A 23,107-nucleotide genomic window follows, 5' to 3' on the forward strand; every position below is an offset into this window, starting at 1 on the left:
ATGCGGCGAAGGGTCGCCAGGCAGGATCAGAAGGTTGCGGCTCTTTTAGAACCGTCCGTGATATCGGGGTAGAACCCCAGCTGCTTCAGGGCCAAGTAGCCTTCATTGAGGAGAACTACCGTTTCCTGGAAGGTAAGCTGGGCGCCTTCAGCGAATCTTTCAGCTTCGCTCTTCTCTGATATGTACGATTGCAGCATCAGACCGCCCCCCAGAGTCAGGACAGAGCTGAGCACGGAAGAAACAACTGCAACAATTATGCTGGACCTTAGCGATACGTCGGACATCCTTGACTCCTGAAGCGGTGATTCTGTGCGGATGAATCGCTTACACGATTGTCGATGATATCGACTGACCAGCGCCGGCTGAACGCCGCCCTACGCTCACCCTCACCGAACCCGGTTCCGACTGCACTCCGACGCCGCCCGCCACAGCATCACCCGCAGGCTCCCCAGACGACCTTCGATGACTGCTTCAGACGCAGAGTCCCTGCACAGCAAAGTGGCGGCGGTCACCCTCGGCTTCTGGGTGATGAAGATCGCCGCCACCACCCTCGGCGAGACCGCTGGCGATCTGCTGTCGATGACGCTCAACCTGGGCTACGTGGCCAGCTCGGCCATCCTGCTCACGGTCTTCGCCGGCCTGCTGGCCGTGCAGCTGTCGGCGCGGCGCTTTCACCCCGTGCTGTTCTGGTCGGTGGTGTTGGCCACCAGCACCGCCGGCACCACCCTGTCCGACCTGCTCGACCGCACGCTCGGCCTGGGCTACGCCACCGGCGCCAGCCTGCTGGCCGGCTGCCTGGCGCTGGTGCTGTTGGCGTGGCGCCTGTCGGAAAAGTCGATCTCGGTCAGCAACATCGCATCGCGCCGCGCCGAAGGTTTCTACTGGACCGCCGTGCTGTTCTCCAACACGCTCGGCACCGCCCTGGGCGATTTCCTCGCCGACGATTCCGGGCTCGGCTTCACCGGCGGCGCGCTATTGATCGGCAGCCTCATCGCGCTCACCGCACTGGCCACCCGCATCAAGGGCATCAACCGGGTCATCCTGTTCTGGATCGCCTTCGTGCTCACCCGCCCGTTCGGTGCCACCTTCGGCGACCTCCTCACCAAGCCACTGGAAAAGGGCGGCTTGGGCTTCGGCACGGTGGGTGCGTCGTTGGTGCTGTTCACCATTCTCGCCACGCTGGTGGCGCTGCCGATGCTGCAACGACGGGCACAGCCCGCCAGCTAGCGCGCCGTCCAGCCCCCGTCCACCGGCAGCGCCGTGCCGGTAATCTGCGCCGCAGCGTCCGAGGCCAGGAACACCACCATCTCGCCGAGCTGCTCGGGCGTCACGAACTGCAACGAAGGCTGCTTCTCAGCCAGCAGCGCGCGCGCGGCGGATTCCTGATCCGTGCCTTCGCGCTCGGCCAACGCGGTGATCTGCCGCTCGACCAGCGCCGTCCGCACCCAGCCCGGGCAGATCGCATTGGCGGTGATGCCGGTGCCCGCGTTCTCCAGCGCGGTCACCTTGGTGAACCCCACCACGCCATGCTTGGCCGCCACATAGGCCGACTTGTTCACCGAGCCCACCAGCCCATGTACCGACGCAATGTTGATGATGCGGCCGGCGCCCCGCTGCTTCATATGGGGCAAGGCGGCCGCCGTTGCATGGAACACCGCCGAGAGATTCAGCGCGAGGATCGCATCCCACTTCTCGATGGGAAATTCCTCGATCGACGCGGTGTGCTGGATACCTGCATTGTTCACCAGGATGTCGATGCGCCCCATCTTCGCAACGGCGTGGTCAATCATTCCGCGCACCGCCTCGCCACGGGAAAGATCGGCGCCATCATGCGCCACCCGTATGCCGAACTCAGCTTCCAGGTTGGAACGGATGCGTTCGATCTCCGACGCATCGCCGAATCCGTTCAACACGATATCGGCGCCTCGCCGCGCCAGCGCGGTGGCAATGCCAAGACCGATACCGCTGGTGGATCCGGTAACCACCGCGACCTTTCCACTGAACATGGGCGTGACTCCATCGAGCGTAGGCCGCCAGTGTAGCGGTTAACACGGTCTTTGCTGAATCAGCAACGGAATGTGACTTTTGTCCACCTGCCAACGCGTTTAGCATGCGCGCCGCTGAATCTATGGAAGCATCCATGCCGTCTGTACTACTGCGCGCACGAATCCACGGCTACCACGCCAGATGCAGATATGAATGCACCATCACCCAATCCTATCCCGGCATATTCGAGATACTCGAAGTGGTGATCGAGGGCCACCCACCTTTCGCTGGAACAGGACGCCGCTTCCCGACATTGGACTCTGCCGTGGAGGCGGGACGCGCACTGGCGCACCTGCTGATCGACGACTGATCTTCACGGCCCGTGCCATTTCATCGAATCACCCCGGCGATCGACCCGTTTCCTGCTCAACCTGCTCCCACCCGCACTCCGGCACGATCTCGCCATCCCGGTCGGACACCGCAACCCAGTGCGCCACCACTGCTTCTCCTGCCCAGGCTCCTCCGCCAATGCGTATACCGGGAGTCAGTGTCACGTTTGCGCGCGCGAAGTGTCCGGCACCCGCACAGAGAATCGCACGGGTCGGAGCAGATTCCGTTACCAGCGCCAACAGCGCAGGGCTCACCAACGCCGGATCCAGTGCTATCAACTGATCATCGGAAAGCACGCCGGACGTCATCGAGGTAGCCGCCGTGGGCGCCAGCGCGTTGACCCGGATGCCATATCTCGCGCCTTCGATGGCAAGCGTCTGCATCAGACCCACCAGTGCCATCTTGGCCGCGCCATAGTTCGCCTGGCCAAAGTTCCCGAACAATCCCGACGATGATGTCGTCATCACGATCCGCCCATAGTTCTGCGCCCGCATGATGTCCCAGACCGCCTTGCTGCAGATCACCGCACCCATCAGATGCACGTCCATCACCTGACGGAAATCATCCAGGCTCATCTTCGCAAAGCTCCTGTCGCGCAGGATTCCGGCATTGTTGACGAGGATGTCGATCCTGCCCCAGCGCGCGAGCGCATCGGCCACCATCGACTGCACGGATGCTTCGTCCGTGACTGAGCCGCTGCAGGCAATGGCTTCCCCCCCGGCCGCTACCACCGCCTCCTGCACCGCTTCGGCAGCGTGTACGTCCAGATCGTTGATCACCAGACGCGCCCCTTTCCCGGCAAGGTAAAGAGCGTGACTACGGCCCAGGCCCTGTCCTGCTCCCGTCACGATGGCAACGCGTTCATCCAATCTCATTGTGCTGGTCTCCTCCCGCCCTGTTCCGTTCCCGGGCCGATGCGTACTCTGCCCGCAGCCGGTTCTTGTCGATCTTTCCAGTGACAGCCAATGGCATGCGCTCAAGCCGGTACACCGCGTCGGGAATCCACCATGACGCGACGTGGTCGCGCAGCGCGGCCAGCAATGCGTTGTCGTCCAGCGACGCTTCTCCGGAAACCTCTACAATCAGTATCGGCCGCTCGCCCCACCTGGGGTCCGGACGTCCAATGACGGCGGCCAGGGCCACGCCCGGAACTGCGCCCACCAGTGCTTCGATCTCGGCCGGATTGATCCACTCGCCGCCCGATTTGATCAGGTCCTTGGCGCGGCCGGTAATGGAAAGATTGCCCTTGGCGTCGAGGCGTGCAAGGTCACCGGTGGCAAACCAGCCCTCCGCATCCACCGCATCCTCCTTTTCACCAAAGTAGCGCTGGAGCACAGCCGCACCGCGTACCTGCAGGTGTCCCTCCACGCCACGCTGCGTTGGCAAAGGCTGCCCAAACTCATCAACCATCCGAAGATCCAGACCGAGCGCCGGTCGCCCGGACTGTGCCGCCGAACCCGCCCCCTCCGGCGGCGCCAACGTGCCACAGGGAGAAAGTTCGGTCATGCCCCAGCTGGTCTGTACCACCACATCCAGGCGCCGCTCCAGCCGCTCCATCAGCGCGGGCGCCAGCGGCGCACCACCTACGATGATGCGCTGCAGAGAGTGAAGGGCGAGATCTTCTGCTTCCACATGCTCAAGCAGCGCCAACCAGACAGTCGGCACCCCTACCCCCACTGTTACCGCCTCCGACTGGATCAGGCGCGCAAGACGCGCACCCTCAAGATGACGACCAGGCAAGACCAGGCGTGCGCCAACCGCCGCAGCGGCGAACGGCAGCCCCCAGGCATTGGCATGGAACATCGGCACGGCCAGCAGCACGCTGTCCTCACCCGTGATCGCCATCATCTCGGCCTGCAGCACGCGCAACGTGTGCAGGTAGCTGGAACGATGGGTGTACGTCACGCCCTTGGGCGCTCCCGTCGTCCCGGAGGTGAAACACAGCCCGCTCGGTGAAGTCTCGGGAAAGTCCCCCCACTCCGCCGGCTCAGTGACATCACCCAACAGACGCTCGAGCGCCTGCAGGTCCACCGGTCCGGCCGCAGCAGCCGGATGACTGGCCTGATCCAGCATCCAGATACAACGGATGTCGGGAGCCAGCGCCGCAATCTGCTGCGCCTGCGCGAGCAGATCCGCACTCGCCAGCAGGATACGTGCCCCCGACTGGATCACCATCGCCGCCAGCTGCTCTGCCGTCAGGCGGGGATTCAGTGTGTGGCACACCGCGCCGATGCCCATGATCGCGAACCAGGCTTCAAGGTGTCCCTGGGTATTCCATGCAAGCGTAGCCACCCGTTCACCACGATTTACCCCATGCAGCTGCAGCAGCCTCGATACCCGCCGGCTGCGAGTGCACAGGTCCGCATAACTGGTACGGCTGACCGTCCCATCCTCATGCGCCGTCGATACCTCGACCGTACCGCGCCACCTGGCTGCATGCAGCAGGAACTTGTCCAGGGTCAGCGCAAAGGGCTGCATGTCTCCGTCACACGTCCAGGGCGTCGTCACGGAACCTCCGGGGAACGCTCACGGCGCAGGCGGTGGGCCAGCACCAGGAACAGCACTGATGCCAGGACAAAGAAGGGCGCCAGCGTATAGAACGCCATCTGCAACGAGTTCCCAGGGCTGGTCCCCGAAAATGCATCGCTGGCATGTCCCAGGTAGGTCGGTCCCAGCCCCAGGCCGATCAGGTTCATGATCAGCAGCAGGATCGCTCCGGAGAGTACGCGCTGGTTGGGCTGCACCTCCTCCTGGACCAGAGCCACACATGGGGTGAGATAGAAGAAGCCGAGAAACATCGGTGGGGCCAGCATCAGCAGTGAAAGCTGCCAGGTAGGGGCCCAGACGAAGCCGATGAAGAAGGGCAATGCCAGGATCATGGCCACACCCGGCAGCACGCCATAGACCGCCCTGGATCGCTTCTTGAAGGCATCCAGCAGGCGGCCGGAGGCATACATGCCGCCACAGACCGTCACGCCCACCACCAGTGCGTAGAAGATCGCCACCTGCTGAAGCGTCATGCCCTTCTCGCGCATCAGGAACAAGGTCGCAAACCCCATGATGGCGTAGGTTACGAACTGGTTTGCGGCCGCGCCCAGTGCGGCAATCATCAGGTTGGGCGTGGTCAGGAACATCCTGCACGTGGACCAGAAGCGGGCGGGCTCGGCGCGTTGCACAGGTGCATTCGCAGCCACTGCAGGCCTGGCATCAAGCCCGCCCCGCTCGGGTTCCTTGACGACCACGTACACGAACACAGCCGCGACCACCCCCACCACGCCCAGCACGATGAACGCCAGCCGCCAGTCGTATGCGGCAGCGATCCATGCACCGAGTGCTACACCCAGCGACTGGCCGATCGCGGGCCCCAGGTTGAACAACCCAAGTGCCCGACCGCGCAGGTGTGGTGGGAAATAGTCGGTGATGATCGCGTAAGAAGGCGGCACGCCACCGGCCTCGCCCACACCGACCATCATCCGTGCCATCACCAGTTGCGGATAGCTCGATGCCATGCCGCATGCCGCAGTGGCAGCGCTCCAGAGGCCGCAGGAGAACGCGAGCACCTTGACCCGATTGGTCCGGTCCGCCAACCATCCGACCGGAATGGCAAGGATGCAGTAGAACAGCGCAAAGTAGAGGCCACCGATCAGACCGAGCTGGCCATCACTGACTCCCAGCTCGTCCTGGATGGGCTTGGCCAGGATCGAAAGAAGCTGACGATCCAGGAAGTTCAGCATGTACACGAAACACAGGATACCCAGAACCCACCATGCCCCTTTTCGGGGCGCAGCATGAGCTCCCTGCTGCAACGCGATCGACGGATCCTTCATGTCATCTCCACTGTCCGCTACCCACGATTGGATCCGGTTGCCGGGCAGCTGGCCCGGTCCCCGTCATAGTTCAACGTTCAACTGCAGGCCCAGGATCGTGGCGCTGCTCACGTCGCGGCCGCCCGGGTGCCTCACGTGCTGGATGTTCGGCATGAGCTCGATACCGCGGGCCACGGCAATCCCGTAGTTCACTTCAATGGGAATCTCATGCCGCTGCACGCCAACGGCGCCCACCCGCTCCGGCAGATCAAGGGCGAGCCGCCGCTGGGCCGATGTCAGCTCGGAACTGATCGACGCGCGCCCGATCGCCACGCCGATACGATCGTTCGGCCGTGATGCGAACGGTGCGCGATATGTCGCACCGAGACTGATCACCTCACCGATCCGGGTTACCCGCTGATCGCCGCGGATCACGCTACCAAACAGGCGCAGTCCTCCTCCCGCATCATTGCGCGTGAGCTGCTGCTCGAAGCTGGCGTAGAGCGCGCGATCGGTATCGTGTGATCCGACCGCATCTGCAGTAGTGCCGGCGGGATACCCCGCTCGATTGACGAGCAGTGCCAGGTCGCTGCTGTTGCGGGCAACGCCAAGGCGGTACGAGCCTTCCTTTCCGCTTCCGGATGCGGGCCTGAACTCGACTTCGGCCACCAGCAGCGTCCCGTTGTCATCGCCGGAGGTGCCCAGCCTCAAGCCCTGCTCCTTCGACAGGTTCTGCGGATTGGCGTCGTACCCTCCAACCCTGAAGAACCATCGGGCGTCAGGACTGAATGTCACCTGCGCACCCAGCGCACTCAGCGGCGCGCCAAACCAACGGTCGCTGATGCGATTGGACACACCGGCATTGCAGAACGTCAGATTCTGGAAGGTGCAGCTGGCACCGAAGAAATCCGCTCCCGGGTGGATCCGGCCCACCTTCAGGCTCAACCGATCATCCAGCCAGCGCTGGGTGATCGAAAACTGGCGCAGGCGTGTCACGGTGCCGCGGCCGTAGATGAACTGCGGTCCCATCAACGCGCCAATGCCGGCCTCGCTGCTCACCGAAGCGCCGTTGCGGTTGGCCACTTCAATCTGGAACTCCGCCCCCTTCCAGCCCCACAAAGCTTCCAGGTCGAAGATGCCGGCAGCGAATATCTGATCGGCATAGGCCGTTGCGCGACGATCACCACCGCTCACGTTATGCGCGCTTTGATTGATGTACTGCAGCCGGAGCTGTACGCCAGTCTCCGCCAGCGATTTCCGGGCCCCGTTCCAGTCGCCGCTGAGGTATCTGCGTGCGTCGAACTCCGCGGCCATCGCAGGCGCTGCCAGCGAGCCGAGCGAGGCCATGACGATTGCAGACGCCCTGGATCTGATCTTCATCGGATGGTCCATCGTTTCTGGTGGATGAGTCGCGGTAGGGCCGCCGGTATCGGCAAGCCGCTGTCGTCCGTACCGAAGGCGTGGCTAGCGCTTCGTGCACTCCCCGGCATCACGCCAGTTGAAGGCGTTGACCGCGAGCGTGGAAGTCGATGGGTACTGGCAGACCGTCTTCCTCTCCTGCGCATGCACGTTCCATGGCAGGCGGATGCCATGGAAGAGCCCCTCCCAGAGCACCCCGGGAACCGTCGCAAGCGCGTACCGGTAGCCAAGCTGCTGCACCTCCGGCGCCTGTGCGTGGTCATCCACCCAGCGATCCAGCACACCAATCAGATCGAAATCAGGGACGTAGCCATAACCGTGATCGAAGCCCGGGATCTGGTAATAGCGAGCAAACTCATCCCATTCCGGCGTCAGCGCCGCGAAACGGTTCCAGTACAGATCCGTCTTGCTCGCAGGCACGATCTTGTCACTCGTACCCTGCACGATCAGCAGCTTGCCGCCGGCTGCGCCGAACGCCATCAGATCGTCCGCGGGCTGCCAGGCCAGATCCACCATTTGGCAGAAGTTGTCCAGCTTCTCATCCAACGTCGCGCCGGGTGCGGTTGGCTTGACCAGATCGCGGAAACCCTTTGACCGGACAGTCAGTCCATTGCAGCGCTCGCCCGTTGTGGTACCTGCGGTCACGTCCCAGGCTGGCGCCACGGAAATCGCACCGTTGTAGTCAGCGCCAAACCGGGAAACCGCTTTGAGCGCCTCCCTGCCGCCTGTCGAGATGCCCACAAAGTAGGTTCGTGCCGGCCGGGCAAGCGACAGCTGCTGGAGAATGGCCGTGGTGGTATCGCGGACGCGCTTGATGTGCTCACCGGCGTAGTTCTTCACTGCTACTTGCTGAGCCACTGTGTAGCCAGGTGCGGGGAGCTTCGCAAAGGCCAGGGAACTGCTCTTGCCTCGATGTCCCGAATCGCTGGTCACCAGCGCATAGCCTTTGCCGAGCGGCGCAACACCTCCAGACCAGAAATTGAAGTTCTGCAGAACCGATCCCGGATCTCCAACCTCACCATTGAACAGTCCGCCACCGAACTGGATGAGCTTTCCTTTCAACAGCCCATTCCAGTCGAGGGGCACAAGCAGCCTGAAGCTGATGCTGGGCACTTCGTGCCGGGGACTGGCAACCGCTGGATCGCGAACACTCTCCGGCAGAATGACGCCGACGATGTCACACGCTGCAATCGAGCCCACATCCGCCTTTCTGGCAGAGGTGACATAGGTACCACCGGTCCTGAGTTCCCGCGATGGAGAGGTATCCATCCGGGCAATCATCGCCTCGGTCAGAAATGCGGATTGACCACCTACCGCCACCCCGGTCCCTCCCCGGATGTCCTTGGCATTGAACACCACCTTGTTGGGATCATCGTTGAGGTGACGATGAATCTGGATCGATCCCGCGCGTGCTGATGCGCCCAGATCGTCGCACGCCCTTGCCAGGTCCGACGCCGCCGATCGATCACTCCAGCAGGCAATTCCCACCAGAAGTGCAATCCCAAGCGACCGGGAGATCACGTGTGTTGGACGCGCGCCAACGTGCACTTCAAGGATCATCCTGCTGTCCTCCGCAACGAACCGCATGGCAACCCCGCGGTGGTGGAAGAACGCTAGCCGGGCCCCAGGCGCTGCGCAATTGTGCAGATGTTGCGATTCATTTCAGTGCGCTCCCGTACAGCCCAATGCCGCATCGCGCGCCGTCACTGCGAGCCGCCACCATCCTCGAACGCTTGGCACAGGCCAATGCGCTGCGTACCGGTGCAACGACACACTTTTTCACGATCTTTCGATTGGCGGCAGATTCGAACTGACATACACAGGCACTTCCGCAGATATCGGATGCATGCACGTGAAGCAGTGGGCAAGCGCGTTGTTGCTGTCGGTTCAGCGCAGGGACGCCGTCACCGGCGCTCGGCGATTCCCGTCTGCTCCGAGGCAGTGCTGAATGAGCACGCACGATCGCAACGAAGCACGCATCCGGGAGGAGATCTGCCGGGTCGGCACTCAACTTTTTGATCGAGGCTATACCGTAGGCGTGGCCGGCAACATCAGCGCGCGGTTGGACGACGGTTGGTTGATCACCCCCACCGACGCCTGCCTTGGCCAACTTGATCCGGCGGCACTTTCCAAGGTTGACCGCTCAGGCAACTGGCTCTCCGGGGAAAGGCCTTCCAAGACCCTGGTCCTGCACCAGGGCATCTATCTCGGCAATCCCAACGCCGGCGGCGTCGTGCACACCCACTCCACACATCTGGTGGCCCTCACCCTCGCCGAGGTATGGCGCGAGCACGAAGTGCTGCCGCCCGTCACGCCCTACCAGGTCATGAAGGTCGGCCGCATACCGCTGATCCGCTACCAACGCCCCGGACACCCTGCCGTTGCCCAGGAGGTTGCTGCGCTGGCCAGACTGGTTCGTGGCGTACTGCTCGAGCGCCTGGGACCCGTGCTGTGGGGCCCCAGCGTGAGTCATGCCGCGTATGCGCTGGAAGAGTTCGAGGAAACCGCGCGGCTGTGGCTGATGACGCGTCCAAGGCCAGAGCCACTGGATGCCATCGCGCTGGCCGATCTACACGCCACGTTCGGGGTGCGATGGTGATCTCCGCCTCGCTCGGCCCACGCCATCCAATACAGCCCAGAGCCATGCTGCCCTTCGGAGACACTCGATGAGCCATCCGGTCACCGCCACTCCATCCTCGGATGCGGACATCCACATCGCCACACGCGCCTACGCGAAGGTCTTCTGGCGGTTGGTTCCGTTCCTGATGCTCTGCTACGTGATCGCCTATCTGGACCGGGTCAACGTGGGCTTTGCCAAGCTGCAGATGTCGCAGGACCTGGGGTTCAGTGAGGCGGTGTTCGGCCTCGGCGCAGGCGTCTTCTTCCTCGGCTACTTCCTGTTCGAGGTACCCAGCAACCTGCTGCTGCAACGTGTCGGAGCACGCCTGTGGATCGCCCGGATCATGGTGACCTGGGGCATCCTGTCGGCGATGTTCATGTTCGTTGAAACGCCAACGGGCTTCTATATCCTGCGTTTCCTGCTGGGTGTCGCAGAAGCGGGCTTCTACCCCGGCGTGATCCTGTACCTGACGTACTGGTACCCGGCGCAGCGTCGAGCGCGCATCATCGCACTTTTCATGTCAGCCATTCCGGTGGCCGGCATCTTCGGCAATCCGCTGTCCGGTTGGATAATGGAAGCCTTCCAGGGCGTCCACGGCCTGCAGGGCTGGCAATGGATGTTCGTGATCGAAGCAATACCCGCCATTGCCATCGGCTTCGTGACCGTGGCCTATCTGGACAACGGCATTGGCAGTGCAAAGTGGCTGAAAGAAGATGAGAAGCGCGTACTGGCCCACGCAATCGAAGTCGATCAATCGCTTTCGGGTACCCAGCAGCATTCATTGCGCGGGATCTTCACCGACAAGCGTGTCTGGTGGATGTGCCTCATCTACTTCACCTTTGTTGCCGGGCAGTATGGCCTGACGTTCTGGATGCCCACCCTGATCAGGTCCACTGGTGTGAGCAGCGCGCTGCACATCGGCCTGCTCAGTGCCATTCCTTTCCTCTGCGCCATTGTGGTGATGAACTTGCTGGGCCACAGCGCCGACCGTCATCGTGAACGTCGCTGGCACCTTATCGTGCCTGCACTGGCCGGTGCGGTTGGATTCACCGCCGCCGCTTCCTTCGCCGACAACACGGCCCTGTCGCTGGTCTTCCTGTCGCTGGCAGCGGCCGGCGTGCTCAGCTGCGCCCCACTGTTCTGGTCGCTGCCCACGGCCTTCCTCTCTGGGACCGCAGCCGCCGCAGGCATTGCCCTGGTCAATTCGGTGGGCAATCTGGCGGGCTTCGTCAGCCCTTACATGATCGGCTACCTGAAGGACGTGACCCACTCCACGCAGACCGGCATGCACGTGCTGGCCGGGCTGCTGGTGCTCGGCGCGATCGCCGTCTGGCTGACACCGGCACGTCTGGTTAATCGTTGACCTCTCCCGCTGGACAAGGAACACGTATGCCACGCCTGGCCGCGAACCTCAGCACCCTGTTCACCGAGCACCCATTCCTGCAGCGCTTCTCCGCTGCGGCAAGCGAAGGGTTCCAGGGCGTGGAGTTCCTGTTTCCCTACGAGCACGCGGTGGCCGAGATCCAATCACGATTGCAGGAGCATGGACTGCACCTGGTGCTGTTCAACACACCTCCCGGCGACTGGCACGCCGGTGAGCGCGGACTGGCGTCCCTACCAGGCCGCGGAGACGATTTCCGCCGGGGCGTGCAGCAGGCGCTCGAGTATGCCGTCAGGCTCGGCAATCGCAATCTGCACGTCATGGCGGGCCTGCTGCGCAGCGACCAAGACCCGGACGCGCACCGGGCCATCTATCTGGAAAATCTCGCACATGCCGCGTCAGAAGCCGCAAGCGCCGGCATCACCGTACTGATCGAGCCGATCAACCCGCGCGACATGCCCGGCTACTTCCTCTCCCGGCAGGCCGAGGCCCACGCCATCCGCCGCGAACTCAATGTCGACAACCTGAAGGTGCAATTCGACAGCTACCACTGCCAGATCGTCGAAGGCGACCTGACCATGTCCCTGCGCCGGGATATTGCCGGCATCGGCCACATCCAGATCGCTGGCGTCCCGGATCGCCACGAACCCGACCTGGGCGAAGTGAACTACGCCTACCTGTTCGAGCAGCTCGACACGCTCGGCTACCCGGGCTGGGTCGGGTGCGAGTACCACCCCAGAGCCGGAACGCGCCAGGGCTTGGGGTGGGCGCGCCCGTATCTGCGGCTCACGGGTACAAGCCCGGCGGCGGATACCCCATTGCCATCCCATCGAGGTTCCATCACATGAAAGTACTCATCACCGGCGGGGCCGGCTTCCTCGGCCAGCGCCTGGCTCGCAGGTTGCTCGCGAAAGGACACCTCCGGATCGACGGCACGCAAGTGCCCATAACCCGCATCGACCTGCTCGATGTCGTCCCGGCCGATACTCTCGGCGAACTCCGCGTCCGGGCTCGCGTCGGCGACATCGCCGACCAATCAACACTGCGCGACGCCATCGATGGCAATACACGGATCATCTTCCACCTGGCCGCCGTGGTCAGCGGCCAGGCCGAAGCAGACTTCGATCTGGGCATGCGCATCAATCTGGATGCATCGCGCCACCTGCTGGACGCCTGCCGCGACGCGGGCCATCGACCCCGGGTGATCTTCACCAGCTCGGTGGCCGTCTATGGTGGCGCCTTGCCCGATACCGTGCGTGACGACACCGCACTGCGCCCACAGTCGTCCTACGGTACGCAGAAGGCCGTCGCCGAACTGCTACTGGCCGACTACACCCGGCGCGGCTTCGTCGATGGCCGCGTACTGCGCCTACCCACCATCAGCGTCCGCCCCGGCAGGGCCAATGCAGCGGCGTCCTCGTTCGCCAGCGGCATGATCCGCGAACCGCTCAACGGAGAGCCCGCCGCCTGCCCGGTCCATCCCCAAACCCGCCTCTGGCTGCTGTCCCCCCGCAGTGCCGTCGCCGCATTGATTGCAGGCAGCGAACTGGATGCGGCGCGGCTCGACAACGGATCGCCCATCAATCTTCCGGGCGTCAGTGTCACCGCGTGCGAAATGGCGCAGGCGCTCCGCATCGTAGCGGGCGACGCCACCGCCGACCGTATCCGTTGGCAACCGGACGAGCGCATCGAACGGATCGTCGGCAGCTGGCCCGGACGCTGGGACACCACGCGCGCCCAAGCACTGGGATTGCGCGCCGACCCAGACTTCGAGTCCATCATCCGCGCCTACATGGATGACGACTTCATGCGTTGATTGCCTGTCTGCTGCCCAGAAGGTCCCTCCTCTGCCGAGTCCCATTCAACATGCGCCACGCCCCTTCCAATCGCACCGACGGAATCTCCGGCGGTGCGGCCATGCCACGCATCAAACTCGGCGGAATCGCCGACGATTTCACCGGTGCCACCGACCTGGCCAACAACCTCGTACGTGCCGGCATGCGGGTGGTGCTTGCACTCGGCGTGCCCGACAGTCCCCTCCGGGAAGCTACCGACGCAGTCATCATCGCGCTCAAGACGCGCAGTGTACCCGCCAGCGACGCCGTCCAGCAGTCGCTTGACGCTGCACAGTGGCTGCGCACCCAGGGTGCAGATCAGCTCTACTTCAAGTACTGCTCCACGTTCGACAGCACACCGCAGGGCAACATCGGGCCCGTCATCGACGCATTGATGCAGTACCTGGGTGCGGAGTTCACCATCGCTGCACCCGCGTTTCCGGACAACCAGCGCACGGTGTTCAAAGGGCATCTGTTCGTGGGTGACGCGCTGCTGAGCGAGTCCGGCATGCAGCATCACCCGCTTACGCCGATGACCGATGCCAACCTCGTGCGCGTGCTCGGTGCGCAGACCCAGCGGCGGGTTGGGCTGCTACCGCATTCGATCATCGCCGGTGGCAGCGCAGCCATACGCGAGGCGCTGTGCAGACTGCAGGCAGAGGGCGTGGAGATCGCCATCGTCGATACCCTGGACAACCAGGATCTTGAACGGCTGGCACCGGCACTGAAGGATCTTCCACTCATCACCGCGGCGTCCGGAATTGCCCTTCACCTGCCCGCGAACTGGAACCTGCAGCCCGAAGGTACCGCACTGCCCGCGCGCGCAACGGGACCGTGCGCCCTGCTGGCCGGAAGCTGCTCCAAAGCCACACGTGGGCAGATCGCCACGTTCATCGCCGCCGGGCATCCTGCGCTTGCGCTGGATCCACTGCGCATTGCCACAGGCGAAGACGTCGCGAGTGAAGCCCTGCGCTGGGCCATGCAGCATGCCGGCCACACGCCTGCTCTGATCTATTCAACCGCATCTCCCGAGGATGTACGCCGCGTACAGGCCCAGGACGGCACAGGACAGCTTGGCGCCCTGATCGAAGCCGAGATCGCCCGGATCGCCTGCGGCCTGGTCAAGCGCGGCGTGCGTCGGCTGGTGGTGGCTGGCGGCGAGACGTCCGGCGCCGTCGTACAGGCGCTTCGGCTTGAACAGTTCCAGGTCGGCGAGCAGATCGACCCCGGAGTTCCCTGGTGCACCGGCTATTCGGCAATCGCGGGAACGTCGATCAGCATCGCGCTCAAATCCGGCAATTTCGGCTCACCGGAGTTCTTCCTAAAAGCGTTGGGCTGCGAGCCCATTCTTCCGGCTGCCAGATGAATACCCGCAGCGGGCCTCGGGCCAGGGCAATGTTCCGACAATGTTGAGTCACCAGCGTCATACCTGCAGGAACCGGGTGCCTGCGTACTCCCCATCCAACGTGGCACACACCTCCCAGGAGATCCGAACATGACCAGTACTTCCGCGCCCCGCTTCCGTGGTCTGGCGATAACGTTGGCACTGCTTGCTGGCATCGCGGCAGCCGGCAATGCCAGCGCACTGTCAAAGAAGGACAAGCACACCATCGCCGGTGCGGTGGTAGGCGGCATTGCGGGCCACATGCTCTCCAACGGCGACCCTGCAGCCACCGTCGGCGGCGCCGTAGCGGGCGGTGCCATCGGCAACCTGTCCACGTCGCATGGCAATGATCGTCGCCATGACCGCTACGATCGCCGCGACTACCGCAGTAGCCAGCATGACCGTGGCCATGATCGCCGTTGGCAGCGCGATCGCCACTACGGCAACCGCCACCATGGCCGGGGCCACAGCCAGCGGCAACGCAACCACGGGCGCTAGTGGTGTTCCTGGCCGACGTGAAAGGTGTAACAGACGGCCGGGGAGATTCCTGGCCGTCTCTGCAAGCAACATCGTGCCAAAGATTACAAATGTGATTTTTTTGAATGCAGCGCACATTCACGCTAGCCTGCCTGCGCCGTCAGAACAATCAACACCGGCGGGAAATCAGGCAGACACGATGCTAGGCAGCTGTCCACGCCCGACCTCCTGCGAGCAGGACAACCACTCCGTCAGGCGTCTGTGCCGACGATGAAGCGCGCCACACCTCTGTCACCGGGCATCACGACCATCACATGACAAGAAAGAACAGTGCCAAGGCACATCACCCCATATCTTCGCTTCTCCCACCACGCAGCATCGCCCTGCTGCTTGGCGCATGGAGTGTCGTGGTCGTGTTCACGCTCTGGGGGCCGGGCTGGATGGGAGCAGGACTCACACCGGCCATCGCGGGCGGAATCTTCCTCGCACTATTCGCCACGATCCTGGCCGCATCGTTCGGCGTGGTCGGCGAGGCCGATCATCTTGCCGAGGCACTTGGTGAGCCCTACGGAACGTTGATCCTCACACTTGCCATCGTGCTCATTGAAGTCGTACTCATCGTCTCGGTGCTGCTGGGTCCCGGCGACAACCCGACTATTGGCCGCGACTCCATCTTCGCGGTCATGATGATCATCATGAACCTGGTACTGGGCGCCTGCCTCATCGGTGGCGCCCGCAATGGTGATCAGGAGTACAACGCACAGGGTGCCATTACCTACCTGTCGATGATCATGGTACTGACCGGCATGACGCTGATTCTGCCGAAGTACACCGGCACCGGGAACACCTTCACCAATGCTCAGGCGATAGGCATCACGGCCATTACCGTATTTGTCTACGTCGTCTTCCTCTGGATGCAGATGAGGAGCCGAAGGCACTACTTCATCCAACCGCCCATTGGGCAGATGATGGTCATGCCGGCAATGCGTGGAGAGCTCCGCGGACCGGCCACGCCGAAGGCTCCGGTGAGCGCGGCTACCCGGCGTACCCTGCTGGCGCGTTCCATCCTTCTGGTCAGTCTGATCCTGCCTATCGTGTTGCTGGCGCACCACCTGGCAGTGGTCACCGACTACGGCATCGCCGCGCTTAACGCACCGGCCGCAGCGGGTGGCGTGCTTATCGCCATCATTGTCTTCACTCCGGAGTCGATCACCGCCATCAAGGCAGCGATGAACAATGAAATGCAAAGGGCCATCAATCTCTGCCTGGGCGCCTTCGTATCGACCGTGGGGCTTACCGTGCCCGCCATCCTGGTCATTGGCCTGCTCACCGGAAAGCAGGTCATCATGGGCATATCGGACATGGAAGTTGCGCTGCTGGCGATCACCTTGTTCCTGACTGCACAGACACTCAACGGCCAGCGCACGTCTCCCATCCAAGGCTTCCTGCACATCTCCGTGTTCTGCCTGTTCGGCCTACTGCTGTTCCATTCGTAACCGCATCGCACGTGCTCCATAGGGAGCACATACCGTTCGAGCCCCCTGCCCAAGGCCACGGCATTCCGCCAGAGCCACATGTCCGGGTGGCTAGCCGGCATTCGGGTGGGTTTGCGTTGGCGCTATAGTCAACGCACTCCACCATGGATGGCCCGATGAACCCTTGGAAGGCCCTGCTGCCCGCCGTTGTTGCCGCACTGCTCGCCCCTGCCACCAGCCTGGCTGCGCCGCCCGCGCAACCGGCCACACCACTCACCACCGGCAGCGTGCGGGTGGATATAGCGACCGGCCGCGTGGAAGGCGATGTCTGCGTGTCCAATCGACCTGCCGATTCGCTCGGCACCTTCGTGCTCAACTCCGGCCTGAACGTCGCGCGGGTGACCGATGCCGATGGCACGCCGCTGGACTTCGAAGGCTGGTACGCCCCCGGCGTGGATGGCGAGGCACGCGTGTACACCGTGGCCAAGCCACCCGTCACGCTCTGCGTGCAGTATGTGGGCGCCTTCCCGGTCTACGCCCGGCACGATGCCCCAACCGACTTCAAGGGCCTGATGGCCTTCAACGGCGACAGCGCGCGCTTCACCGAACAGTCCGCATGGCTGCCGCAGGCGTTCGACCCCAAGGCCCGCGTGCGCAGCAGCGAAAGCCGCTACGACCTGCAGGTGGATTGCGCCGGCTGCCGCTTCCTGTATCTCAACGGCAGCCCGGCCATCGAAGGTGCGCAGAGTCGATTCCGCAGCGACAACGCGCGTCCGATCCTGCTGTTCGGCGGCAGCGGCCCGATCACCCGCACCGCGCAGGTCACCATCCTCAACGAGACCCTGCCCACGGCGAAGGTCGATGCACTGTCCAGCACGGTGCAGAAGATCGCCGACGTGCACAGCCGCTACCTGGGCGTACCACTGGTCGACCGCCCCACCTTCCTGCGCATGGTCACGCTCAACCAGATCGAGCGCGACCGCGAGGGCAGCGAATGGGGCTTTGCCACCTGGCCGACCATCGCCATGAGCGGCAGCATCGGCAACGTGGCCGATTCACTGCTGGCCGGTGGCGAGAAGGCCGAGCGGCGCGTGCAGTACATCGCCCACGAAATGGGCCACTACTACTTCGGCACGCTGAACCGTCCGCAGGGCCCCTACTTCTGGGTCCTGCTGGAATCCAGCGCTGAATTCCTGTCGATCAAGGCGCTGCGGGAGATCGGTGGCGATGCCGCGGCGGATCGCTACATCGCGCGACTGCAATCGGTCATCGACAAGCAGGACAAGCCGTTGCCCGCGTTCGATGCCATCGACGGCAACTCGGATCTGGGTGAGATGTATCGCTACGTCTATGCCCCCTTGCTGTTGCTCTCGTTGGAGAAGCAGGTGGGCGAAGCGAAGATGCAGGCCTTCATGCGTGGGCTGCTGGCCTCGCCTTCGCCGAGGAACTGGGCGGAGCTGCAAGGCATTGCGATGAAGGCCGGCATCGATGCCAAGGTCTGGGAGCATTGGCGGGCAAGCTGTGTGGCAGGTGGCAAGTCAAGCTGTTGACCCACGCCACGCGTGCATTCCCCCCCCTTAACGTCCGCACATCTGAATCATTCAGATCCGTGTCCAAGTGCACGGTGCCAACGCACCCTATCGATGTCGCAAATGACATTGGACTCGCCGAGGCATGCACGGATATTCTCGAATCCGCATGGATATTCAAAAGAGGTGGCAGTCATGGCTTTCGCCTCCCCTCCTGTTCCGGCGAAGCTCCGGGAAATGCTCAAGGACTATCCAGAGCACATCGAACAGCTACAGCAAGCTCTCATTTCAGTGAGCCATGGGCGACAGAGTTACGCCCCATCCTTTGATGGCCGCAGTATGGTTATTGGAGGACTGTTTCACAGGCTATTTCGCCGAAGCACGAGGTGAACTAGCAACTGCCGAAGCTTCAGGCGACCCGAAGGCAATTGCACAGTCCCAATAAAAGGAAAAGCTCAGTCCTTTGCGATATCCAGCAACATTGGCATGGTCAGACTCAGCGATCTCAGGAAGTACATCGAGCTTCATTCAAGAGGCGACTAGCGGAACCTTCTGATAGTCGAATGGCCATGGGGGCATTGAACTTGCCATTACAAGTGCAGATACTCATGGAAGCGCGTCAGGCCGCTGAATAGGTACCTACCATGCCGCAATCCCACCCTCCCGTTCCGGCGAAGCTTCGAGAGATGCTCAGAGACTACCCAGAGCACATCAAGAGCCTGCAGGAAGCGCTCAATTCGGTGAGCAACCGACGCATAAAGTCCCTGCCGCCATTTGAGGATGCAGTGTGGAAGTTGGAGGACTGTCTCGACGGATTCATCAATGACGCTCAAGGTGAGCTGACTGCAGCTCGGGCATCCGGTAATACGCAATCCATTGCAGCGGCTGACGATAAATTCAAACTAATGTTCCGAGCGCGCTCCGGCAACGGCGGAATGAAAGGCCTCCATGAACTATACGAGTATTTCAAGGGATCGGGAGAACAGCCCTAAGTGGATACTCCCCATCCGCGATTGAGTCCAGAGGAACATTCTGCTCGCCTCAGGGATGTCATCCTTCCGGAATCTCGTTTGGACCAAGTCACAAGCCAGCTGATGCCTCGAGCCATCGTTCTGGCCGGGCAACCTGGCGCGGGTAAGGGTGGACTGGTCACCGCTGTTGAGTTTGAGCTTTCCGATGACGTTGTAAAGGTCGATCCTGACGAGCTTCGCGGCGCTCATCCTGATGCTCGACTCCTGCGCCAGCAGCACCCGTACACGTGGGCCGGCCACACACATGAAGACGCCAGCCAATGGGCCAAGGAGCTTCGTTCGGCAGCAGTAGAGGGGCATAGGAATCTTATCCTCGACACCACGCTTGGCAATGGTGACAGCGCGGTCTCATTGATCAAGGACCTTCAGGCGAATGGCTACGACGTAGAGATTCGAGGCGTCGTGGCGCATCGGCTGGAAAGTGAACTTGGCGTGGATGCCCGCTTTTCCAACTCTCTGGATAACAGAGGCTTCGGCCGCTATGTCCCCGAAGACGTGCGCAAACACGTTTACGATGCCCTGCCCGGAAATCTGGACAAGGTCCAGGCCGAGACCGGCATCCAGATTCGGCTCTACGGACGCGAAGGCGCTCAGGTCTACGACAGCCATAGCGATAGCCGCCCACCGGGTGCAGCGCTGGAAGCCGAACGCGAAGCTCGCCTGAAAGACCCTCGAATCACCCAAGCACTGCGCGATGGCTGGCGCGCACAAGGCCGTTGGCACGCCGAACTTACGGACACCCTGCCACTCAACGAAAAGGTCGGTCCATCAACAGCGGCAGCCGTTTTCGATGAGCGCGCAACGCTCAAGGTTGTTGAAGGTATAACGCCCAACATCCAGGAAGCAGGCGGCATCGACCACACCATCCGCGTGCGTCCAAACATGGTGCGGGGCGCCGTCATCGGTGGCGGCGCAGCGACGGTCGTTGAAGCCGCCACGGAAGGAACAAAGATTGCCGAACTATACGCGCGCGACAACCGGGCGGGCGCGGGAGCCGCGCTGCTGGACTTCGGAGCACGTAGCGTCGGCGGTTGGACCGGCGCGGCAGTGGGCGCCAAGGTCGGTACGCTGCTGGGCATCGAGTCCGGCCCCGGCGCCATTGTCACCGGCATCATCGGTGGCGGGTTAGGCGCCTGGGGTGGCAGTGAGATCGTAGATTGGATCGAGAAGTACCAGATCAACAATCAGGCCGACAGCACCGGCAGGGTCTGGACGTTTGACCCGGCGCATCCCGAAAAGGGCTGGATGCACAGCCAGCGGGAGATCGTGGGCTCCGTCGGCACCCTGGCCGATCGCCCGATCTACGGCGCGACCACGCAGCTGACCGCCGATGCCGAATTGACCCAGCAACTGAACTACCAGGCCTCAAGCCGGGCCGTCGGGCTGCGGCTGTCCGAGCCTGATCAACCGATCAATCCCTTCAGCATCGCCGGCGACGCCAGCGATACACCCAGCGCACTGCCACGCTCCTGGGAGCGCAATCCGGAAACCGGCGAATGGCGGCGCGAGGTCGTCCATCAGGTCCTCGAACACGGCATCAAGAACACCACAGTCGAAGTAGCCGACGCCACCAAGGCGGCCCAGCTTGATGAAGCCGCACAGGGCATCATGGCCTTCAACGCCGCCCGAAGCTCGACGGCCTTTGCCAAGCAGTACGAGCAGGCCTACACCGCACAGGGCTGGTCCCAGTACGGAGCGATTCCTGATGAAGTGATCTGGGCCCGGGACCATCCCGATCACGTACTGGCATCCGATGGACGCACCTATCAGCATCAGGGCGATGGTGAGTGGCTGCATGACGGCTGGATCTACGATTCGCTGGCCGAGGGCAACATCCGCGACGAGTTGAACGGAACCTACTCGCAGATCCGCGCCATCCAACAGATGGAGGCGCCCGTACCCGGCGCCCACGAACGCAGTATCGAGGCACTGACCGTCAACGAGCGCGAAGCCCGCGACCAGGCCATGCAGGAAGCCAATCGACTGGGTGTCGCTGCACCGCAAGCGCAGCAGGTTGCCGCCGCTGCCGTGGCTGAGGTTCGCGGCGAGCACGCCGAAGAACGGCTGACGCCACAAGCCGTGATCGATGCGCACAGCGCTGAACGCGCTGCACTGTCGCCCAACACATCACCCTTGGTACAGGAGCATCGCGCTCCTGCGCCTGCAGCGCCGACGCCTTCGGATCGTGTGGAATCCGTGCAGGAACCGGCTCGCCGCGAAGGACCACGACGGGAGCCGATCGCGGCCGCTGCAACGCAACCTGCACCGGATGAGTCAAGCGAGCGGCAAGCGCATACCGAGGCAAATCCTCCTGCGCACCCGATGCCGGCAGCCCCTGTGCCGTCACGCGGCATTCCCTCCGCTGAGCGATCTCCCGCACAGCCAGAAGTGAGTGCATCATCTACGTCGGATGTCGGGCACCCCGCTCCTGCGCAGGAGCCCGTTGCAACTCACACCCACTCCCCGACCCCGTCGATTCAGACCGAAGTGGCTGTTACTGCTCGTCTCCACGAAGCCGAAGCAACACCAGCGCCAGTCCAGCTTGAGCCAGACGTTCCAGCCCCCCTCGCAGCAGCCGAGCCCGCTGTGCCCCCGCTGATAACAGACGCCGCGCCCAAGGTCTCGGAGCACGAGCCTCCTTACACGCCACCACCCGTCGAAACAGAGGCAGCACCACCATCAAGCGCAACGGCCCAGTGCGAACTCAAAGCGCCACCCGCCCCCCTGCTGCCTACCCAGCCTGAGCATCCCGATCACGCCCTCTACCAACAGGTGCGCGAAGGCGTAGCCACGTTGGATGCAAAGCACGGCCGCACGTTCGACGAAGCCAGCGAGCGCATGACTGCCAGCCTGCTGGTGCTGGCAAAGGACAACGACCTGGACCGCGTCGACCACGTACTGCTGAGCAATGCCACGGCAGACAAACCCGCCGGTCACACCCTGTTCGTAGTCCAGGGCGAGCCCAGCGACCCCGCACACCAGCGCGCCGCGATGCCGACTGAACTGGCCGCACAGACCTCGGTCGAAGAATCCATGCAGCAGTTCGACGCCGTCAGCCGCGAAGCGCATCAACGTGCCATCGCCAACCAACTTGAGCAGCAGCTGGAAGATCAGCGCGTGCAGCACGATATTCAGGCCCGCGCCGCCAGCATGGGCTGAGTGGGCAAGACACGTGCGAGATCATTCGCAACAACCCACCCTCCTGGCCCCTCTGTTTGCCAATCGGCGCCACTGATATCGCCGCACAATCAGAAGAACAGACTCGCTCGCTCAACGGTCGCGAGCGGGTTTGCCTTCCGCACCGCCTCCAGAAAGAGCAGGAAGTCGCGGTTGAACAGCGTCAGGTTGTTGGTGAACGTCACGCACTTTTTACCCGATGCTCTGCTGAAGCATACCTGCCAGACATAGCGCGCATAGATGACGTCGGACGTTCGAGTGACTGAGGTGATCTGCGAAAGCGGAACTGCCGTGGGTACCGGGCCCCGCTGCAGGTAGAAGCATTCTGTATCAAAGAAGTAGTGCTCCCGATCCTCTTTCCCATCCACCATCACCAAGGTCATGGACGTGCCGGAGATCCGGCGCGGGGGATTCAAACGCAACCCTGATCCCAACGCCGAACGGGCTCTCGCTGACATTTGCCGAAGGATGAACCAAAGGATCACCAACGGAAGTGCCGCAAGGACAACAAAGCCTACGGTCTTCAAAACAGTTTCCAGCGTGCTGGGCACACAGATCTCCAGGATGAACTTTCAGGCGATGCCCAAGTAGATCCAC

General features: G+C 63.0%; 20 protein-coding genes. 12 read left to right on the plus strand and 8 right to left on the minus strand.

Going from position 1 to position 23,107, the window contains the following annotated elements; translation table 11 throughout:
- Nucleotides 1-26: 26 nt before the first annotated feature.
- On the minus strand, nucleotides 27-284 hold the full coding sequence (locus tag AC07M7_RS10730; protein WP_495207357.1) for a hypothetical protein: 258 nt from the start codon (nucleotides 282-284) through the stop codon (nucleotides 27-29).
- A 178-nt stretch (nucleotides 285-462) separates the two neighbouring features.
- Between AC07M7_RS10730 and AC07M7_RS10735 the strand changes: the two genes are divergently transcribed.
- Entirely contained in the window at nucleotides 463-1,227 is a 765-nt protein-coding gene (locus AC07M7_RS10735) for a COG4705 family protein (RefSeq protein WP_495207358.1), read from the plus strand.
- On the opposite strand, the gene AC07M7_RS10740 is transcribed toward AC07M7_RS10735, so the two are convergent.
- The gene (locus AC07M7_RS10740) at nucleotides 1,224-2,006 is read right to left on the minus strand and encodes a 3-hydroxybutyrate dehydrogenase (RefSeq protein WP_480982472.1); all 783 of its coding nucleotides are present in this window, start codon (nucleotides 2,004-2,006) and stop codon (nucleotides 1,224-1,226) included. The two genes, AC07M7_RS10735 and AC07M7_RS10740, sit on opposite strands and share 4 nt — an antisense overlap.
- A 104-nt stretch (nucleotides 2,007-2,110) precedes the next feature.
- Here AC07M7_RS10740 and AC07M7_RS10745 point away from each other — a divergent pair, with 104 nt between their 5' ends.
- On the plus strand, nucleotides 2,111-2,356 hold the full coding sequence (locus AC07M7_RS10745) for a hypothetical protein (RefSeq protein WP_136638692.1): 246 nt from the start codon (nucleotides 2,111-2,113) through the stop codon (nucleotides 2,354-2,356).
- Between the two features lie 28 nt (nucleotides 2,357-2,384).
- On the opposite strand, the gene AC07M7_RS10750 is transcribed toward AC07M7_RS10745, so the two are convergent.
- The 5 genes from AC07M7_RS10750 to AC07M7_RS10770 form a co-directional block, all read right to left on the minus strand.
- A complete protein-coding gene (locus AC07M7_RS10750; protein WP_136638691.1) occupies nucleotides 2,385-3,251 on the minus strand; it encodes an SDR family NAD(P)-dependent oxidoreductase in 867 nt (288 codons plus the stop codon).
- The gene (locus AC07M7_RS10755) at nucleotides 3,238-4,884 is read right to left on the minus strand and encodes an AMP-binding protein (protein WP_495207359.1); all 1,647 of its coding nucleotides are present in this window, start codon (nucleotides 4,882-4,884) and stop codon (nucleotides 3,238-3,240) included. The genes AC07M7_RS10750 and AC07M7_RS10755 overlap by 14 nt, the downstream gene beginning before the upstream one ends.
- Nucleotides 4,881-6,203: a spinster family MFS transporter gene (locus AC07M7_RS10760; RefSeq protein WP_495207360.1), complete on the minus strand. Its 1,323-nt coding sequence runs from the start codon at nucleotides 6,201-6,203 to the stop codon at nucleotides 4,881-4,883. The genes AC07M7_RS10755 and AC07M7_RS10760 overlap by 4 nt, the downstream gene beginning before the upstream one ends.
- Before the next feature lie 63 nt (nucleotides 6,204-6,266).
- Complete coding sequence (locus tag AC07M7_RS10765) at nucleotides 6,267-7,562, minus strand: carbohydrate porin (RefSeq protein ID WP_495207361.1); 1,296 nt, start codon at nucleotides 7,560-7,562, stop codon at nucleotides 6,267-6,269.
- An 84-nt stretch (nucleotides 7,563-7,646) separates the two neighbouring features.
- Nucleotides 7,647-9,161, minus strand: a complete 1,515-nt coding sequence (locus tag AC07M7_RS10770) for a tannase/feruloyl esterase family alpha/beta hydrolase (RefSeq protein ID WP_495207362.1) — start codon at nucleotides 9,159-9,161, stop codon at nucleotides 7,647-7,649.
- Nucleotides 9,162-9,549: 388 nt separating this feature from the next.
- Between AC07M7_RS10770 and otnC the strand changes: the two genes are divergently transcribed.
- The 10 genes from otnC (at nucleotide 9,550) to AC07M7_RS10820 (ending at nucleotide 22,492) form a co-directional block, all read left to right on the plus strand.
- On the plus strand, nucleotides 9,550-10,200 hold the full coding sequence (gene otnC, locus AC07M7_RS10775) for a 3-oxo-tetronate 4-phosphate decarboxylase (protein ID WP_495207363.1): 651 nt from the start codon (nucleotides 9,550-9,552) through the stop codon (nucleotides 10,198-10,200).
- A gap of 166 nt (nucleotides 10,201-10,366) precedes the next feature.
- Nucleotides 10,367-11,584, plus strand: a complete 1,218-nt coding sequence (locus AC07M7_RS10780) for an MFS transporter (protein ID WP_495207446.1) — start codon at nucleotides 10,367-10,369, stop codon at nucleotides 11,582-11,584.
- A gap of 26 nt (nucleotides 11,585-11,610) precedes the next feature.
- On the plus strand, nucleotides 11,611-12,450 hold the full coding sequence (otnI, locus tag AC07M7_RS10785; protein WP_495207364.1) for a 2-oxo-tetronate isomerase: 840 nt from the start codon (nucleotides 11,611-11,613) through the stop codon (nucleotides 12,448-12,450).
- Nucleotides 12,447-13,418 carry a D-erythronate dehydrogenase gene (gene denD, locus AC07M7_RS10790; protein WP_495207365.1) on the plus strand — a complete coding sequence of 324 codons (972 nt, stop codon included), beginning with the start codon at nucleotides 12,447-12,449 and terminating at the stop codon, nucleotides 13,416-13,418. Before otnI ends, denD begins: the two co-directional genes overlap by 4 nt.
- Nucleotides 13,419-13,519: 101 nt before the next feature.
- The gene (otnK, locus tag AC07M7_RS10795) at nucleotides 13,520-14,803 is read left to right on the plus strand and encodes a 3-oxo-tetronate kinase (protein WP_495207366.1); all 1,284 of its coding nucleotides are present in this window, start codon (nucleotides 13,520-13,522) and stop codon (nucleotides 14,801-14,803) included.
- 129 nt (nucleotides 14,804-14,932) lie between these two features.
- A complete protein-coding gene (locus AC07M7_RS10800) occupies nucleotides 14,933-15,319 on the plus strand; it encodes a glycine zipper 2TM domain-containing protein (RefSeq protein WP_136638682.1) in 387 nt (128 codons plus the stop codon).
- Between the two features lie 293 nt (nucleotides 15,320-15,612).
- Entirely contained in the window at nucleotides 15,613-16,794 is a 1,182-nt protein-coding gene (locus AC07M7_RS10805) for a calcium:cation antiporter (RefSeq protein WP_495207367.1), read from the plus strand.
- A gap of 155 nt (nucleotides 16,795-16,949) precedes the next feature.
- Nucleotides 16,950-18,323: a M1 aminopeptidase family protein gene (locus AC07M7_RS10810; RefSeq protein ID WP_495207368.1), complete on the plus strand. Its 1,374-nt coding sequence runs from the start codon at nucleotides 16,950-16,952 to the stop codon at nucleotides 18,321-18,323.
- Between the two features lie 623 nt (nucleotides 18,324-18,946).
- A complete protein-coding gene (locus AC07M7_RS10815) occupies nucleotides 18,947-19,294 on the plus strand; it encodes a hypothetical protein (RefSeq protein ID WP_495207369.1) in 348 nt (115 codons plus the stop codon).
- Entirely contained in the window at nucleotides 19,295-22,492 is a 3,198-nt protein-coding gene (locus AC07M7_RS10820; protein ID WP_495207370.1) for a zeta toxin family protein, read from the plus strand. It abuts the gene before it with no gap.
- An 89-nt stretch (nucleotides 22,493-22,581) separates the two neighbouring features.
- Here the strand turns inward: AC07M7_RS10820 and AC07M7_RS10825 are convergent, their stop codons facing one another.
- Nucleotides 22,582-23,061: a hypothetical protein gene (locus AC07M7_RS10825; protein WP_495207371.1), complete on the minus strand. Its 480-nt coding sequence runs from the start codon at nucleotides 23,059-23,061 to the stop codon at nucleotides 22,582-22,584.
- Nucleotides 23,062-23,107: the final 46 nt, after the last annotated feature.

The organism is Stenotrophomonas sp. GW821-FHT09E08 (genome assembly GCF_059416125.1).

Coding starts and splice junctions, on each gene's coding strand:
- AC07M7_RS10730 (WP_495207357.1), bottom strand. CDS start 284: ATGTCCGACGTATCGCTAAGGTCCAGCATAATTGTTGCAGTTGTTTCT.
- AC07M7_RS10735 (WP_495207358.1), top strand. CDS start 463: ATGACTGCTTCAGACGCAGAGTCCCTGCACAGCAAAGTGGCGGCGGTC.
- AC07M7_RS10740 (WP_480982472.1), bottom strand. CDS start 2,006: ATGTTCAGTGGAAAGGTCGCGGTGGTTACCGGATCCACCAGCGGTATC.
- AC07M7_RS10745 (WP_136638692.1), top strand. CDS start 2,111: ATGCGCGCCGCTGAATCTATGGAAGCATCCATGCCGTCTGTACTACTG.
- AC07M7_RS10750 (WP_136638691.1), bottom strand. CDS start 3,251: ATGAGATTGGATGAACGCGTTGCCATCGTGACGGGAGCAGGACAGGGC.
- AC07M7_RS10760 (WP_495207360.1), bottom strand. CDS start 6,203: ATGAAGGATCCGTCGATCGCGTTGCAGCAGGGAGCTCATGCTGCGCCC.
- AC07M7_RS10765 (WP_495207361.1), bottom strand. CDS start 7,562: ATGAAGATCAGATCCAGGGCGTCTGCAATCGTCATGGCCTCGCTCGGC.
- AC07M7_RS10770 (WP_495207362.1), bottom strand. CDS start 9,161: ATGATCCTTGAAGTGCACGTTGGCGCGCGTCCAACACACGTGATCTCC.
- otnC (WP_495207363.1), top strand. CDS start 9,550: ATGAGCACGCACGATCGCAACGAAGCACGCATCCGGGAGGAGATCTGC.
- AC07M7_RS10780 (WP_495207446.1), top strand. CDS start 10,367: ATGCTCTGCTACGTGATCGCCTATCTGGACCGGGTCAACGTGGGCTTT.
- otnI (WP_495207364.1), top strand. CDS start 11,611: ATGCCACGCCTGGCCGCGAACCTCAGCACCCTGTTCACCGAGCACCCA.
- denD (WP_495207365.1), top strand. CDS start 12,447: ATGAAAGTACTCATCACCGGCGGGGCCGGCTTCCTCGGCCAGCGCCTG.
- otnK (WP_495207366.1), top strand. CDS start 13,520: ATGCCACGCATCAAACTCGGCGGAATCGCCGACGATTTCACCGGTGCC.
- AC07M7_RS10800 (WP_136638682.1), top strand. CDS start 14,933: ATGACCAGTACTTCCGCGCCCCGCTTCCGTGGTCTGGCGATAACGTTG.
- AC07M7_RS10805 (WP_495207367.1), top strand. CDS start 15,613: ATGACAAGAAAGAACAGTGCCAAGGCACATCACCCCATATCTTCGCTT.
- AC07M7_RS10810 (WP_495207368.1), top strand. CDS start 16,950: ATGAACCCTTGGAAGGCCCTGCTGCCCGCCGTTGTTGCCGCACTGCTC.
- AC07M7_RS10815 (WP_495207369.1), top strand. CDS start 18,947: ATGCCGCAATCCCACCCTCCCGTTCCGGCGAAGCTTCGAGAGATGCTC.